We start from the raw sequence: 16009 nt of genomic DNA, 5'->3' as shown, positions 1-16009 counted from the left end.
TGACCATCCCATGTGGGAGCGAGCTTGCTCGCGATAGCGGCCTGTCAGGCAATAAAAAACCCGGAAGCGTTCGCTGTCCGGGTTTTAGTTTTCCGACTGAAGTCAGCGGTTGAACCGCTCCACCAACGAATACTGCGTATTGGCCGTTCGGGTCAGTTCTTCGCTCAGCAACGCCGAGCTGTGAGCTTGCCCCGAGGTCTGGTCGGCCAGGTCCGAGATGTTGCTGATGTTGCGGCTAATCTCCTCGGCCACTGAGCTTTGTTCCTCGGTGGCGGCGGCGATCTGGGTGGTCATGTCGGTGATGTGGGCCACCGCTTCGCTGATGCCCACCAGTGCCTGATCCGCTTCCATGACCCGCGCCACGCCTTCTTCGGCCTGGCGGTGGCCGGCTTCCATGGTTTGCACGGCATTGGTAGCGGTTTGCTGGAGCTTGGCGATCAGGGCGTGGATCTGCCCAGTGGATTCGCTGGTGCGTTGTGCCAGTTGCCGCACTTCGTCGGCCACCACGGCAAAGCCACGACCCATTTCACCGGCACGGGCCGCTTCGATGGCGGCGTTGAGGGCCAACAGGTTGGTCTGGTCGGCGATACCTTTGATCACGTCGACTACACCACCGATCTCGTCGCTGTCCTGGGCCAGCTGGGTCACGGTTTGACCGGTCTCACCGACCACCACCGACAGTCGCTCGATGGCTTCGCGGGTTTCCCCGGCGATGTCGCGGCCGCGACTGGTCAGGCGATTGGCTTCCTGGGTGGCATCGGCAGTGCGCTGCACGTGGCTGGCGACTTCCTGGGTGGTTGCCGCCATCTGGTTGACGGCCGTGGCGACCTGTTCGGTTTCCACCCGTTGCCGCTCCAAGCCGCTGGAGCTGTCATGGGCCAAGGTGTTGGACTGGCGAGCCTGGTCGTTCAGGTGCTCGGCGGTGTCCTGCAGGCGCGTCAGGCAGGTTTTCAGGCGCGCTTGCTGGCTGAGGATCGACATCTCCAGGCGTGCCTGGACGCCACGGCTGTCGGTGTACATCCGGGCGATCAGCGGGTCGGAGGTGGTTTGCTCGGCCAGGCGCAGCAGACGCTTGATCCCGCGTTGCTGCCATTGCAGGCCCATCAGCCCCAAGGGCACGGACAACAGGGCGGCCAGGGCAAAGCCCCAGGATGAATTCAGAAACGCGCCGACGACGAAGCCCAGTTGGCTGACCAGGATGAACGGTAGCCAGTCCTGCAGGATCGGCACCCATTTGTCACTGCCCGGAACCGCGGACTTGCCCTGGTTGATGCGTTGATACAGGGCTTCGGCACGGGCGATCTGCTCGGCGGAGGGCTTGACCCGCACCGATTCGTAGCCGACCACCTGATTGCCCTCGAACACGGGTGTGACATAGGCGTTGACCCAGTAATGGTCACCGCTCTTGCAGCGATTCTTGACGATGCCCATCCATGGCAAGCCTTGTTTCAGCGTGCCCCACATGTGCGCGAACACGGCGGATGGGACATCAGGGTGGCGCACGAGGTTGTGCGGCGCACGGATCAATTCTTCCTTCGAATACCCGCTGACCTCAACGAATGCATCGTTGCAGTAGGTGATGACACCCTTGGCGTCGGTGGTGGAAATCAATCGTTGCTGGGCCGGGAAGGTCCTTTCGCGCTGTGTGACGGGTTGGTTGTTACGCATGGTGTGTAGATCCGCAAGGCTTTGAAAGGTTGTCGGCAGGCTTGGGTAATTGTTGAAGAACTTCTCTTCCAACAAGGATCCTAGTCGCTTGTCGAGCAGCATGCCGGTACAACGGCAAAACCTATCTCAACCTAGTAAGGACGCCGACAAAACCTCGGCAGCTACGGGATATCGGCTGGTCGCTCCTATCCAATCGATCTGGAGATAGGCCCAGCGCGTCAGGCGCAGAAGCCACGTTGCCCGTTCGTCGCTCAGTTCAGGCGTACGCAGCACATCTGACGCCATGCGCTGTTGAATCGAAGCCCGGGAGAAATCCTCGACGAAGGCAGTCCTCCTTACAGGCGCCAAGTCCAAACGATTCAGTGCGGTGATCGCGCCTTCGATATCGCCGGGTTCAAAAACCATGGCATTGGAAATTCTGGATTTGGTGAACTGTTTCGCGTAGCCCGCCAGACCCGCCAGGATAGGTTTGCCGGTGGCCGCATACTCGAAAAGCTTGGAAGGCAAAACTCGTCGAAACGATTTGAATGTATTCAGATGCAAAAACAGGATGTCTGCTTTCTGGTAATACTCAAGCAGATCCGACCGTTTGGTCGGAGCAATGAGCTTGACGTTGGAAATGTTTTTTCTTTCCAAGGCATGACGAAGCTTACTGGCAGTACTGCCATCACCAATGATTTCGAAATGGGCGATCCCCTGAAGCTGTTCTGCCATCGCTGGAACGATACATTCCAAACCTTGGCCAGCGCCGATATTTCCCGCATACACGATCTTAAGTTCGGTCTCTTCCGAGCTTAACGGCGTCACGTTAACCAGCGGTTGCAGGAAAAGTTCGTCGACACCGTTTGTGTGGGTGGTAAAAGTCCTGGCCGGGTATCGCTCGTTGAAATAATCCAAGAACCCCTGCGAAATCAGGTTGACCTGAGTCGCCTGGTGAATGGTAAGGCGCTCTATCCAAGAGAAAAAATACGCCATGGTTCTGCCGGCTGCCCCGGGGAACAATTCGGGCAAGGTGTCGACGAAGATGTCCCGTATATCCAGATAAAGAGGCGTTCTGCTCTTGAAAGAAATCAATGCGCCCAAGGCGGCAGTCATCAAACGCGAGGAAGATGCCACCACCACATCATAGTCTTTCCCGACGGCGGCCTTGCGAGCGCCCAATGCATAGACAAGGAAGGCCTTGGCTTGGTTAACAATGCCATTCTTGTGAGGAGGCAAGGCAATACGTTTGATCGATAGCCGTGACGACTCGGATTCACCTTCGGTCGGTACGCAGTACGACTGATACCGATTGGGTTGCGTGGTGACCAGATCGATGTGCAACTTGCAGTCGTTTTGCGAGAGTAATGCCTTTACCAAGGCCTCGACTCTGAACGACCCCGCCGCCAGATCGGGCGGGTAATAAAAGCTCAACAGTAAAACACGCTTCGTCATGGGCGAGCGCCATCGTAATAAGACCGGCCTTTGAGTACGCAGCTATAAAGGTTGACCAATCGTGTTTCTTGCTGTTCCCAGTTAAGTTGCAAAGCTGCCGCGCGGGCGTTGGCGGCGAATTTCATGCGCAACTGCGAATCCTTGACCAGGCAATTAAGCGCTTCGCCCAGTTGTTCGTCATCGCTTTCTCTTACGAGCAGACCGATGTCATGTGCCCTCACGACACGGCGAATTTCCGGCAGATCTGTCGCGACGACAGGCAGGCCGGCAATCAAATACTCAAACAACTTGTTGGAGTCGGTAGTGAAATGATTAAGGCAGGTGTTCTCAATGGGTTGCACGCCAATATCGGCGGATGCGGTGTAACTGGGTAGGTCGGCCAGCGATACCGTAGGAATGAAAAACACACGTTCAGTCAGCCCGAGCTCATGGCTCAGGGCGGTCAGCGGCGCAGTCAGCCTGCCACCACCGATGAAAACGAAATAGGCGTTGTCCACCGAGGCCGCGATACGCACCAACCGCTCAAGACCACGGCCTTGTTGCAAACCACCTTGGTAAACAATGATGGGCCAGGGGTGCTGCAGCTGCAGCTCATGGCGAATCCGCTGGCTATCCGGGCTCACGGTTAAACGTGGGCGGTTCTGCAGTACCACCGGACGCGGGACGCCGTATGCCCTGGCAAAAAACTTAGCCCTGGCATCCGTGGTGGTTATGCTGCCTTGGACCCGAGGCATCAGTACGCTTTCGACCCGCGCTACCAGTACGCGAAAACTATTGTAACCCTCGCGGCTGGTGCTGATTTCGTGGGCGTCGTATACCACGCGCGCGCCGCTTAGCTTGGCCGCCAGCCATGCCGTCGGCAAAGTATTGACGTCGTGGGCATGAACGACTGCCGCCTTATGCCTGACGATCCGTGCAAGCAGACCCGCATGTGTCCACAACCGCGCGACAATCCGCAGTACCTGCCGGGTGGGACTCAAGCGACCTATAGCGCCGCTGGCTGCCGTGGCGGCGGGCGTGCCAGCCTTGGGCTTGCGCAACTTCCAGAGTGGGCTGCGGGCGACGCGCACGACATCGATGCCACCCTGCAACGTTTCTTTCTCTAGCGTGACCCCAGGCGTGTGCAGAGCAAACACAGTGACGGCATAGCCGGCGGATTGCAGCGTCTGGGCTTCTTTCAATACACGGGCATCGTTGCGGAATTCATTCCAGACGATCATGGCTATGCGGGTCACGGTATTTGTCTCTGTTCGATACTGGAAATTCTGACGAGTCTTAATTGCTCAAGCATGTCGGGTAACAAGTTAATGGCTTCGCTATAGTTGGCCCGGTGGCAAAGACGTTCGAATGCGTAGGCAAGGGCACCCAAAACGACGGCTGCGGATGAGGTGTTACTGAGGTCAGGCCGTTGAGCTTTTGCAGCTTCTACGGCTTCGCATAATTTTTTTCGTTCTCCTGTAGGCCAATTAGACCCGATGGGCTCCATCTTCCAACTGGCCCAATGACTCACGACGACGCTTCCTGTCTCATTGATCAACAGGGTGTCTGAAGTGGTGTCTTGCGAAATGATTTGTCTGGGGAGCGAAGAAAGTGTTTGTATCAGGGTCTGATACTGATCGATAAACACCGCCAAGCCGGGCAGTTGCTCCTCGGTAGCGACAATACGTAAATTTTCCAGTATTTCGTAGGAGAGCCGTTGTTCAAGGTATTGGTGTGATTTGGAAAAACGCTTTGTCAATCCTTCGGGGGGGGTGACGGCGAGCAGGCTTTTATTTATTGATATCACACCGTGACCAATTTCTCGGTGGGCGAGTTTACGATATCCATCTAACTCAAATACATGACATGCCAGATCTCCAACCCTGACATTGCCCAGAAACGTGAGCGTCGGCAGTTGAGGGACCTGCTGGAGCAACGTGCGCTCCTGTTCCGCAAGTGAGGTGCTGTGATTTCCGAAAAGTTTGAAGAGGAACTTTTTCTTTGCGTTTTTCTTGTCGGAGAAAAATTCAGCTTCAAACGAGTAGATGTCGTTGCGACCTAACTGGTGCCATCTGGACGAGAGCATTGGAAGATCTACCGCTGTTACATTGCGAAGTGCATCCGGAATCCATTGGTTGCGTTGTTCTTCATTTAATAGAGATTTTATATATTCGGAGTGGGTTCCGGTCTGTGATATTAATTGCTGGTTGTGAAAAAAGAGTGCGTTGATCTGGCGGTGCTGGGAACGTAGTGCAATGATGTCCTGCATGAATACGTTAAGTCTGGATAGTCCTTGTCGTATCAACAATAGAGAAATAAGCGCAGGAAAAATCTTTGGAGGTGTCAGGTAGAGGAAATCCAGAATCATGCAGAAAAAAATGATGAGAAAACCAACCGAACAGAGCATGTTCAATGCAACTGCATGATGGGTGTCGAGGAGCTTCCTGAATAGAGGGCTTTTGTTGTATGTTGCAATGATCAGCAAGGAGGTAAGGAGCGCATATGCAGTCGCGGCAACGAAAAGTAATTTATAGATATACAGCAGCGCCAGAAAGGAAATCAGAGTGAATGTGCCGGCGGAAAGTCCACGGGTAAATTTTGCATAGGCTTGGGTGGCGAGTAAATGTTGATTCTCAAACAGAATCAATTTTCCATTATTTTCAAGTAATTTCTTGGCGCCCTTTTTCGAGTATATGGCGGCGATGAGTTCCAGCGCTAGATAAAATACATAGCAGGCGAGCGCTAAAAAGCTGAGGGCAATGATGAGGTGGGTTTTTTTTATGTTTTTCAAATACAGTGGGAAGTAATGGGGGACGCTGTCGGACCCCAGCAATATCAAAACTTTTATGGGTAGGAAAAAGGTTAGGATCAATAAGATCTGGGCGAAAAAATTTGCGATTTGAACCGTGAGCGTAGAGTTCGGAGTTACATCCAGAAATTTACGGCCAAGCGAATAATACCAGCCAAGTGTCGCTCTGATATGTTTTTGCAGAGTTATCATTTGCTTTCAAATATCGTAGTCAGCATTTCAACGCTCCTGCTCCATAAGCGGCCATGACCCGGGGCATGGCCGCGTCGTAGTCAGATCGATTGCCAATACATGGATAACTGCGAAGCCTGGCTCTCTGAGGCGGGTTGTTCCCGATAGATACCGCCAATGACAGGTTGGTCTTTTTTGTAATAGTGGACTTTAAAACCTTGATTGGAATCCTGTATGACTTTGCGCGTATAACCAAGCTTTGCAAGTGCGCTGTGTACGGAGCTTTCTGCATGCTTGGAGCTGGAATTGAATTTTATCTCGTGCAGATTGAGAGAGCCTTTATTGTTTGGTTTGGTGATTACCTTGGCTACGGTGCCATTCAAGGTAACTTTCGTTCCGTCGGGGAGCGTCAGGCTACTGTTTTTTATGGACGCGTCGCTGCCTTTCGTAGCGTTTTCGGAGTTTCCGCATGCGGCCAGGGTCAGTGCTATGGTAATTACCGCTAGTATTGTCTTCATGTGTTGGCTCGGTTGTATATTAAATTGAGTTGTCATCAGTACATTATTCTTGCAAGCAATTGTTTTGCTACAGTTTTGTAGTAGGTGCTCGTATAGTGATAAGGGCAAAACGCCCATTTGTGATCGCCGCCTGCCATCAATCCAGACTCTATGCCCCCAATTTGCTCCACTGCAGTTGGAGAATCTTCCAAGGGAGTTATCATTTTGTTCAGGACCTCGTTGTTGAGCTCAATGAGTCTCGCAAACTCCGAGTTTTCAAAGGAAGCGACGTTATTGTTTTCGTCACGATAAGTGCTGGCCCAAACTGCTTTGTGGACAAAAATATTTTGGCAGATTGATGAGGCTTTTTCCAAAAAAGCTGGGACTGCCCACTCTCGAAGCGTAGTGATCTCGGTGCTCCAAGGGCGTTTGATCTCAAACTCGATGTTGGCACGCTCGAATGCCTTGATCGTCGGCCCGCTGGCGGAAAAGATAGAGCCGTTGTGTTGTATCAGGCCGATACGTTCGTCGATGAAGTCAACTAATATGATGTCTGGCTGCGACTGTTCCAAATCAGACCAATGATTTTTGAAAAGGTCATAACGGGCCCGTTTGTCCTCAAAGCCGTCGCCCGTAATTTTTATTCTAGAATCGGTATTCGGCATTCCCATGTAAGAAATAACTGAGGAGCGGGCCATGTAAAAGCAAACTTCAAAATTGTCTAATGCATTTTTTTGAAACTCAAAAAGATCACGAGTTACACAGGAGCCCAAGATTGCCACGCGGATTTTTGCTGTACCACCATTTATCGGGTTCGGACGAACAGCTCGGCGCTCTAGGCGCTCTTTTCGAGCTGTTAAGAATCTTAGATGTTGAGCCGACTGTTCAGATGAGTTTGAACGTTCATGCTTTATCTGATTGCGCAAGTTGCCCAGTTTTTCCAGATATTTATGCGGCATTCCTATTGGCGATTGACGCAGCATGGCGCCCAAGTAATCCAGGCGTTCTTGTGTTAGGCCGTAATCTTGAAATAACGCTGGGTCAAAGCCGGTTTTTCTTTCGGTGTCTCCCAGGATTCTGGCCCGCGCGCCAAAAAAATACGAGTCACTCAACGGGTGCTTGGTATAGAGGAAAAGCGGGTAGGGCTTATTTATCGATATGTGTTTCGATGGTATTCCCTGCTTTTCCAAGGTTTTAACGATGAGGTGGTGTGCGTATTGGGTAATACTTTTGTCTTTAGTGCCCGCAGAACGGTCTACCAACGTCAGGGCCAATGCAAGTGTGTCGTACCTGACGGGGCGGTAGCAATTATCAGAAGGTAGAAATTCGAGCCCATTATTCAATGAGATAAGCAGAACCTGCTCTCTGCTTTCAGCATTCAAGGCCTTCTCTTGAATAAGGCTGATAACATCCTTATGGATGCAGTCGTCATCGTCGATTCGGGAAGTGACTAGTACGTCAGTGGATAGGGTGGCTAAAATCGCTGAGATTTCTTTGCTCACCAACGAGTAGTCTTCCACATGAATGATTCTGGCGGTGAGCTGGCTCTTCAAAATAGCATCTTGCAGGCGTCGCAAGTGGACGATGGGAAGGTTGATATCTGCAAAAATAATCCACTCGAAATTCTTATTGCTTTGATTGGAAAGCGTAGGAAATACAGTGTTTAAAAAAATCTCGAGTCGGTAGGTCAGCCACAGTTCATCTTTGATGCCGATGCCGAAATTAGTAAAGATGTAGTGTTGCAGGTGCTTATTCATGGCCACTCATTGTTCTGATGAGGTTGAGCTCGGATTGCGAGATAACTGTTTTGTCGCTTTGTTTCACGACGCGCTGTCTGGAGTTGAAAGACTTCTCGGCAAAAAGCTGTTCATTGAAGAACAGCGCTTCGATGCCTTCGCTCAGTCCTTCAAACGACTCGCTTTCGGCCAGGAACGCACAGTCCTCATCGACGAATTCCGGGATAGCCGCGACGCTATTCGTAATCGCAATCAAGCCGGAAGACATCGCCTCATCGCGGGATACACCGTGAGTATCCATGCGGCTTGGACATAGGAACACTCCGTATTCCTTGTGCAGGTCGGCTATCTCATTTTGCTTCAGGTAGCCTTTTTGGATTTGCACATTCGCATACTGTCGCAACGGTGCCAGTGTTTCCTCGAACAGCGGTCCATCACCGACCATGCGGAATTCCAGTTCGTCGAACCATGGCTTTTCTGCGAGCAATTGAATCGCTTTGACGCTCAGGTCATTTGCATAAGTACGTGAAGCATACGGCCGAATCGACAGAATTTTCTTACGCTGTTCTACTGGCTTTTCAATATATGAGAACAGTTCGGTGTTGATCGGGTTGTGAATAATCTCGTACTGGCTTTCAGGCAAACGGAACCCAAGGTCTTCCATTACTTCCTCAGCGAAGTAGCGAGAAACGAATACGAGCTTCAGGTTGGCCGGGGGATGCTGCAACAAATTGCGCCAGAAACTCATGCGTTTTTCGCTGTCGAGTTTGCCTAGGGCCAGTTGCTCTTGCGTAACAAAATTGTATTCGCGGCGCCACCACGGTTGAATCTCTGCGCCATGCACCCAGACGATGATTTTTGTGGTCTCAAGATGCTGACGCAGGATTTCCCACATGTCTGGATCGAGAAAGTGCACCAGGATGGTCTCATAGGACCCTGAGCTCAGCATTTTCGCCAGGGTTGCCTGGGAGCCGGTCATGACATCAATGTTTTCAAATTCGTGGTAACTGGCCGATTCGTTTTTGCGCAGGCGGAACACATCCACATTGAGGCCCTGTTCCCTATAGGCCGTGACGCGAGTGTGGACGAAACCGTTGCGATACAGATCGTCATAGGAAGGGTAGTGATTGGTAATCAGCAGGTGCCTGGATTCGGAAAGGATCTCCGATGGTTGCAAATCCCGATGCCCCAGAACGAGCGCCTTGATACCTGCATTGCCATTGGCATAGACACGGATACCCAGGCGAACGAAGGCGGCCTCAGGCGGTATATCGCTGGACTGATTGCGATTGGCATGCTGCATGATGTGACTGATGCGTTGTTTCTGGGCGTCGAGGAACAGAACCACCAGTTGGATGTTCAGGCCTGGGGTAGCATCAAGGAATAGTTCAAGTCGCTCATTTGTTGCCAATTCCGCAACAGGCAGCTCTTGCTTGGCATAGTGATATTCATGCTTGCCGTCGACGAGCGTAGAGGTGAATTGCCAAGTGTCGATATCTATAGACTCTTCCACGTGCTTGCTGCGAATCGGTCCGAACATCTTGGCCAGGTCACGGCCGCAGATTTCTGCACAAGTGTGGCTGGCCTCCAGCGGTGGTATGGTTTCGGCGCGCCGCTGCAACTCCTCGATACTGATGCCGGTGTACAGATCAAGGTCGTCGACAGCGTCGGCCACCTCCCGTTGATTGATGCCCACGGCGTTTCTGCAATAGTTGAACGCATCGATCGCCAACGATTGTTCGTATTCATAGTTCCGCGTGGAGAGCGTCTTGAGCCATTCTCCGGCTGGCTGTTCTGCGATCAACGTCGTCTTAATCAGTGCTGCGCGTGCAGGGACACTGTTCAGGCTGCGATAGGCCTGGGTCGGGTTTTGTAATTCGATGGCCCGTTCGTTCCAGACGTAATGGGCTCCTTTACCGATCACCTGGGCTTGGTTGTAACGCGTCGCCAGGATCATATCGAGCAGATAGTTCGGGCCATAATAATCGTCACTCACCATGGCAGTTAACCATGGCGCATCTCCGGCAATTTCTCCCAAGCTGATTTCTTTAAGTTGTTTGCGGGAGATTAGCTTCAGCCGAGGCTCTGTTATAACGACGTCGCCAACGGCGTCGTCGACAACCACGTGCATGTTCAAATTCAGGTAGCGTTGACGTTGCAGGTGCTCGCTGAGTGCTTCGAGTTCTTGGCGGCTGGCGGCATCCGCGATTATGCAGATGTGTGGCAGGCTCTGGTCTTGGGGCTTGCCAGTTACTTTACTCATTACGTAGCCGAGACGGTGCGCGTAGGTATGTTCCTGCATTACTTTGCGCAAGGCGGCCAGGCGTAGCTTGTCGCTGTCTCGTTCGTTAGCTGCCAAGGTATTCAAGCGCCTCAGCATTTCCCCGCCGCTGTCGGTGGTAATCACCAGGTCGCCAAAAAGCAGGCGCATGCCGCGCGAGAAGTTACTGACCGTGATGGTATTTGAGCCGAGCAATTCGAACACCCTGCGGGCGAACATCGACTGCGACTGTTTGATCGAGTTGAGGTTGATCGCATAACGATAACCTTTGTAGGCCAGGTCGATTTGCTCGAAGCTCAGCGTACCGACGATGTACGGTTGATACTGCGCAGGAAACTGATAGTTCGCGTCGTTCTTGCCGAAATTGCGATCAAAGATTTCCAGTGGCCGAAAGCGAGGCAGTTCGCTGACGAAGTTACCCAAATCGCGGGTGCGCTCCGGGTAGCGAGCGTAGTAGGCACCGGCGAAGCAGAACGCATCTTTACGTTCGTACAGTTCAACCGGGTTATGCATTGCGGGTTGGCAGGCGAAAGGCAGCAGGTATACCCGCTCGTGGCCCAGCGCGCCTTTGTAGCGATGAATGCAGTCGATGTCAGTGGTAAACACGAAATCGAACTGTTTGGCAGTGGAAAGAAAAGTCTCGAAGTGGACCGGGTCTTCTTTATTCCAGAAGACGGAAGGTACTTTGTGCTCTTTGCACCATGCCAGGATGTCTTGCAGCTCTTGGCTCTTGTGGCCGACCTTGCTCCCCCACAAATCGTCCTTGCCGCGCCAGGCGGATTCGATAAATACCAGCTCTGGCTGGAACTGCTCCAGTTGCGACTGCCAGTCTTCCGGCGTCAACTGCAGCAGGTTGCACTCATGGCGATACGAGCCGTAGGTGAACTCGTCCATGATGCAGGCCACTTTTAACGACGTTGCGTTGCCCGGGTTGTGGTTAAGGAGAACGTTGCGCACATGCTCGGTATCTTCAAGGGCGACGGGCAGGGGGGTGAGTTGTGGCGCGGGCAGTGTTGGTACCTGACCGTCAAAGTCGATAGCTTTCGGGGTCGTGTTTCTTACGGTTTTACCGGCCTGGCGGTACAACTTGAACAATGTGCCTGGCAGCCGTACGAACCCACCCAGCGAACTGGTGCTGACCTTCAGTTGATAACCCAATTGATAGGTGATACTTGAGCGGGTTTTGATCAAGCGCTGTTCTGCCAGATGACGCTTGGCGTTGGCGCGTTGCAGGTTGTCGCTGAGCTCTTCGATTTTTTGCTGCTGAGCGGCCGTTTGCTCAAGCAGCTTTTTCACATCAGCTTTCAAGCGCGGGATTTGTGTGCCCGTGAGTTCACGATATTTCTGGTTGGCGGCTTCGCGGCCGGATACTTCCAGTTGCACCCGTTGTTGTAGCTCGGTGTTTTGTTTGAGCAGTTCTTCCAGGGCTGCCGGATGCCGATGCAGCTCTTCCATGGAGGCAGCCTGTTGCTCCAGAGCCACGGCGAGTTCCTCGCGTTGCAACAGAGCTTCCTGGGCCTGGTGCTCGAGTTCGTTGAGCGTTAGTTCCAGTTGCTGCCTGGCCGCCCGTTCGGTTTCGAACTGGGCGTTGAGTTCCTGTGTTTCGCGCTCATGACGCTGGGTAAGGTCATCAACTTGCATCAGCAACGTGTCGATGTCCTGTTCCAAGCGTGTCTGAATTGCTTCGTGTGCATGATGTTGCTGTTCGGCATCGTGAATTACGCTGATTCGCGCGGTCTCGGCCTGATGGCGGCCCGATTGCTCTTCGGTCACTTGCTCGCGTAATTGAGCGTTCTGGGCAGTCAGTGCCTGAACTTCCTGAGAGAGTGTTTTCGTCGTGCCTTCCAACTCCGACAATTGAATCTTGAGGAGTTGCACTTGCTCAGTGGCCGCACGGTATTTTTTATTCGCTTCCTCCAGATGTCGCTTGATATCGGCTTGCTCGGAAAGAATGGCTTCCTGCGCCCGGTTCTGTTTTGTCAGTTCCTCGACTTTTTGCGCCTGTAGCTTGAGCTCGGCGATTTGCTCGGTAGCCGCCCGGTATTTCCTGTTGGCTTCGGCTAGGTTCTTGCTCGTGCTGGTCAGGCTGTCCTGCAAGTTGCGCTCGATGGCTTCGAAGGCTTTTTCCAGGTTTCGGATCTGGGCCATATCCAACTGCGCTTCGCGAGGTGCCGTCGCATCGTTTTTCTTGATCGCGACCATCCCCAGCCACTTGCCCAGCACTTTGATATCGGTGATGTGCAAGTGTTCATTCAACAACCGGAAAGGCTCAAGCAGATAGAAGGTGTGCTTGTGGTCGATGAAGTCATTCACACCAAATGGCACGGTGATAATGAGTCGCCCCTCCGGCTTGAGCAGAGCTGCGGCTTTCTCCACAAACATCTCCGGGCGAACCAGATGCTCCAGCACTTCGCTGATGACGATGGTGTCAGGCGCTGTTTCGGTAGTGTCCAGTGACAAAAAGTCAGCATTCACATAGCAAATTTTGGCCTGCACATGACTCGGTTCGGCAGCCAGGTATGACTTGGCTTCTTCAATGGCTTGAGGGCTGGTGTCGACGCCGATTACCTCGCAGCCTTCGCGGGCCAGCAATAGCGGTACGATGCCTTGGGAGCAGCCGACATCGAGCACTTTCTTACCCACGACCTGCGCACAGATCCAATGAATGCGCGCCTGGGTTTCGCGCATGAAATGCTCGCCCAACTTCCCGTAGTAAGCCTCCATGACACGGTCGTGAATATCTGCCAGTGCGGTAGGGCCTTCCGGCTGCGGGGGGAGTTGAACGCTATTCATCTTTCAATTCTCTTCTCAGGCTGCAAACACGCCAGCTGCATCAATCACGATGGCGTCATCAGGCATCTTGAACATGGTTGTGAATTCACGATGCTTGACCAGCAACACATGGACATGAGCACTGTCCAGCGCGTGAGCGATATCCACCAGTTGGTGCTGGGTCAAGCCTTCGGGCAATTCTTCAATGTTGGGTTCGATTAACAGCAAGCCGACCCCCAGATCATCGCCTAACTGCCGAGCGATGTTGAGAGACGGACTTTCCCGCAAATCGTCAATGTCCGGTTTGAATGCCAGACCATAACAAGCGATACGAATGTCGCGAGCGGATTTTTCCGGATGGCGGAGCAAGTAGTCCGCCACGGCGAGCTTCACTTGTTGAATAACCCACAACGGCTTCTGGTCATTGACTTCGCGGGCACTGCGGATCAGGCGTGCCAGCTCAGGCGTCTTGCTGACGATAAACCATGGATCGACGGCAATGCAGTGACCACCCACGCCGGGGCCAGGCTGCAGAATGTTGACTCGAGGATGGTGATTGGCCAGGCGAATCAATTCCCATGGGTTGATCTTCAGTTCGGCGCAGATCATCGACAGTTCATTGGCGAATGCGATATTGACGTCACGAAAGCTGTTCTCGGTGAGCTTGCACATCTCGGCCGTACGAGTGTCGGTGATGATGCATTCGCCTTCGACAAAGGTCTGGTAGAGGAGCACAGCGGCTTGCGAACATTTGGGCGTCATACCACCGATGATACGATCATTGGCAACCAGTTCCCGCAGAACGTGGCCGGGCAGCACGCGTTCGGGGCAATGGGCGATGCGAATATCGGAACTTTCACCGTGAGTGGTCGGAAAGGTCAGGTCCGGGCGTGCTTCGGCAAGCCACTCGGCCATGCGCTCGGTCGCCCCTACCGGGGACGTCGACTCTAGGATAACCAGGTCGTTTTTCTTCAGGACCTTGGCAATCGATTTGCTGGCTGCCTCGATGTAACCCAGGTCCGGCTCGTGGTTTTCCTTGAACGGAGTCGGTACGGCAATCAAAAACGCATCGGCGGGCTCGGGGACGGTAGTCGCCCGCAGATAGCCTTCGGTGACCGCTGCGTGAACCAGCATGTCCAGTTCGGGTTCGACAATATGAATCTCGCCGCAGTTGATAATATCCACCGCGCGCTTATTGACATCCACACCAATCACTTGCTTCTTGCGCGAGGCAAAGATTGCCGCTGTAGGCAGGCCGATATAGCCGAGTCCAATGACAGACACTCGTGGAAAATTCATGCAGCAGTCTCGTTTTGTTGATCGACCAGAACCATCAGGGCCTCACGAATCTGGGCACATGCCGTGCCGTCGCCGTAGGGGTTGTGAGCGAAGCTCATTTGTTGGTATGCCGCTTCATTGCTCAGCAATTCGCTGAGCTGATGCGTAATGGATTCGACTTCAGTTCCTACCAGCTTGACCGTGCCTGCATCCACGGCTTCGGGGCGCTCGGTGGTGTCACGCATGACCAGGACGGGCTTGCCCAGCGCGGGTGCTTCTTCCTGGATGCCTCCAGAGTCAGTGAGGATTAGGTACGAGCGGGTCATCAGATACACGAACGGCAGATAATCCAGAGGTTCGATCAGATGCACATTGCCGATGTCTGCCAGTAGCCGTTGCACGGGTTCGCGAACGTTGGGGTTCAAATGCACGGGATAGACAAACTCGACATCAGAAAATTTCCGGGCTGTGTTAGCCAGCGCCTGGCAAATACGCTCGAAGCCGCCACCGAAGTTTTCACGCCGATGCCCTGTGATCAAAACCATGCGGTTGTCTCGGGGCAAAAACGCAAATTGCTCATCAAACTGCGTTTGCAGTGCTGAGGCCGGACTGTTCAGGCGCTCGACCACGCTGAGCAATGCATCAATCACCGTATTGCCGGTAACGGAAATGGCCGAGGAGGCAACTCCTTCCTTTAGCAGGTTTTGACGCGAGGTCTCAGTGGGCGCGAAGTGAAGCTTCGCCAGGCTGCCCGTCAGGCGTCGATTTCCTTCTTCCGGCCAGGGTGAATAAAGATCGTTAGTGCGCAAGCCCGCCTCGACGTGGGCAATCGGGATCTGCTGGTAATAGGCAGCGAGGCTGGCGGCGAAAGTCGTCGCCGTGTCCCCGTGAACAAGGACCACATCGGGCTTGAATGCTTCAAGGACGGGTTTGAGACCCTGAATGATCGCGGTCGTCACGTCTGTCAACGTCTGCCCGGATTTCATGAGGTTCAGGTCAAAATCCGGCGTCAGATCAAATAGATCAAGAACCTGATCGAGCATCTCGCGATGCTGAGCGGTGACACAGACTTTAGAGTCGAAACGACTATCGGTCGCCAGCTGGAGTACCAAGGGAGCCATTTTTATGGCTTCGGGCCGGGTTCCGAAAATAGACAGGGTCTTGAGGGGCATAGTTGAACACTTCTTGACAGATACACGGTGAACCGATGTCAGGATGTGACGCTTTGGTGAGCGACGGTATCCATTACAAAGGTAGACAAGCGACTACGGTGCGCCGCAAACACGCTACGGTGCATTTGCCGTGATGGGAGGTGTGGCTTCAGCGCATTCCGTGGCCATAACGATTCTCCAATTACCCTAGGAATTTCCCCGTTGAGGGTGGG

Annotated in this window: 9 protein-coding genes; all 9 read right to left on the bottom strand. The window is 53.3% G+C overall.

The window, feature by feature from the left end; genetic code table 11:
* Positions 1-102: 102 nt before the first annotated feature.
* The 9 genes from AB4N80_RS25000 to wecB all read right to left on the bottom strand — a co-directional run bounded on the left by AB4N80_RS25000 (position 103) and on the right by wecB (position 15797).
* On the bottom strand, positions 103-1668 hold the full coding sequence (locus AB4N80_RS25000; protein WP_122567927.1) for a methyl-accepting chemotaxis protein: 1566 nt from the start codon (positions 1666-1668) through the stop codon (positions 103-105).
* 126 nt (positions 1669-1794) lie between these two features.
* Positions 1795-3102: a glycosyltransferase family 4 protein gene (locus AB4N80_RS24995; protein ID WP_460079382.1), complete on the bottom strand. Its 1308-nt coding sequence runs from the start codon at positions 3100-3102 to the stop codon at positions 1795-1797.
* Positions 3099-4337, bottom strand: coding sequence for a glycosyltransferase family 4 protein (locus AB4N80_RS24990; RefSeq protein WP_460079380.1), 1239 nt, complete (start codon positions 4335-4337; stop codon positions 3099-3101). Before AB4N80_RS24990 ends, AB4N80_RS24995 begins: the two co-directional genes overlap by 4 nt.
* Positions 4334-6082, bottom strand: coding sequence for a hypothetical protein (locus AB4N80_RS24985; RefSeq protein WP_460079376.1), 1749 nt, complete (start codon positions 6080-6082; stop codon positions 4334-4336). Before AB4N80_RS24985 ends, AB4N80_RS24990 begins: the two co-directional genes overlap by 4 nt.
* A gap of 80 nt (positions 6083-6162) precedes the next feature.
* A complete protein-coding gene (locus tag AB4N80_RS24980; RefSeq protein WP_460079369.1) occupies positions 6163-6579 on the bottom strand; it encodes a hypothetical protein in 417 nt (138 codons plus the stop codon).
* A gap of 35 nt (positions 6580-6614) precedes the next feature.
* The gene (locus AB4N80_RS24975) at positions 6615-8315 is read right to left on the bottom strand and encodes a DUF6270 domain-containing protein (RefSeq protein ID WP_460079365.1); all 1701 of its coding nucleotides are present in this window, start codon (positions 8313-8315) and stop codon (positions 6615-6617) included.
* The gene (locus AB4N80_RS24970; RefSeq protein WP_460079362.1) at positions 8308-13368 is read right to left on the bottom strand and encodes a methyltransferase domain-containing protein; all 5061 of its coding nucleotides are present in this window, start codon (positions 13366-13368) and stop codon (positions 8308-8310) included. The genes AB4N80_RS24975 and AB4N80_RS24970 overlap by 8 nt, the downstream gene beginning before the upstream one ends.
* Positions 13369-13383: 15 nt before the next feature.
* The gene (wecC, locus tag AB4N80_RS24965; protein WP_460079358.1) at positions 13384-14646 is read right to left on the bottom strand and encodes a UDP-N-acetyl-D-mannosamine dehydrogenase; all 1263 of its coding nucleotides are present in this window, start codon (positions 14644-14646) and stop codon (positions 13384-13386) included.
* Positions 14643-15797: a non-hydrolyzing UDP-N-acetylglucosamine 2-epimerase gene (gene wecB, locus AB4N80_RS24960; protein WP_460079354.1), complete on the bottom strand. Its 1155-nt coding sequence runs from the start codon at positions 15795-15797 to the stop codon at positions 14643-14645. Before wecB ends, wecC begins: the two co-directional genes overlap by 4 nt.
* Positions 15798-16009 lie beyond the last annotated feature (212 nt).

This window comes from Pseudomonas sp. H3_A02, assembly GCF_054671965.1.
Note: the sequence above shows the minus strand (reverse complement) of the source record. Positions and strands in the feature narration are given on the sequence as shown.

Bases quoted from the DNA above. Each gene is read 5' to 3' on its own strand.
- wecB (WP_460079354.1), bottom strand. From the start codon at position 15,797: ATGCCCCTCAAGACCCTGTCTATTTTCGGAACCCGGCCCGAAGCCATA.
- AB4N80_RS24970 (WP_460079362.1), bottom strand. From the start codon at position 13,368: ATGAATAGCGTTCAACTCCCCCCGCAGCCGGAAGGCCCTACCGCACTG.
- AB4N80_RS24980 (WP_460079369.1), bottom strand. From the start codon at position 6,579: ATGAAGACAATACTAGCGGTAATTACCATAGCACTGACCCTGGCCGCA.
- AB4N80_RS24975 (WP_460079365.1), bottom strand. From the start codon at position 8,315: ATGAATAAGCACCTGCAACACTACATCTTTACTAATTTCGGCATCGGC.
- AB4N80_RS25000 (WP_122567927.1), bottom strand. From the start codon at position 1,668: ATGCGTAACAACCAACCCGTCACACAGCGCGAAAGGACCTTCCCGGCC.
- wecC (WP_460079358.1), bottom strand. From the start codon at position 14,646: ATGAATTTTCCACGAGTGTCTGTCATTGGACTCGGCTATATCGGCCTG.
- AB4N80_RS24985 (WP_460079376.1), bottom strand. From the start codon at position 6,082: ATGATAACTCTGCAAAAACATATCAGAGCGACACTTGGCTGGTATTAT.
- AB4N80_RS24995 (WP_460079382.1), bottom strand. From the start codon at position 3,102: ATGACGAAGCGTGTTTTACTGTTGAGCTTTTATTACCCGCCCGATCTG.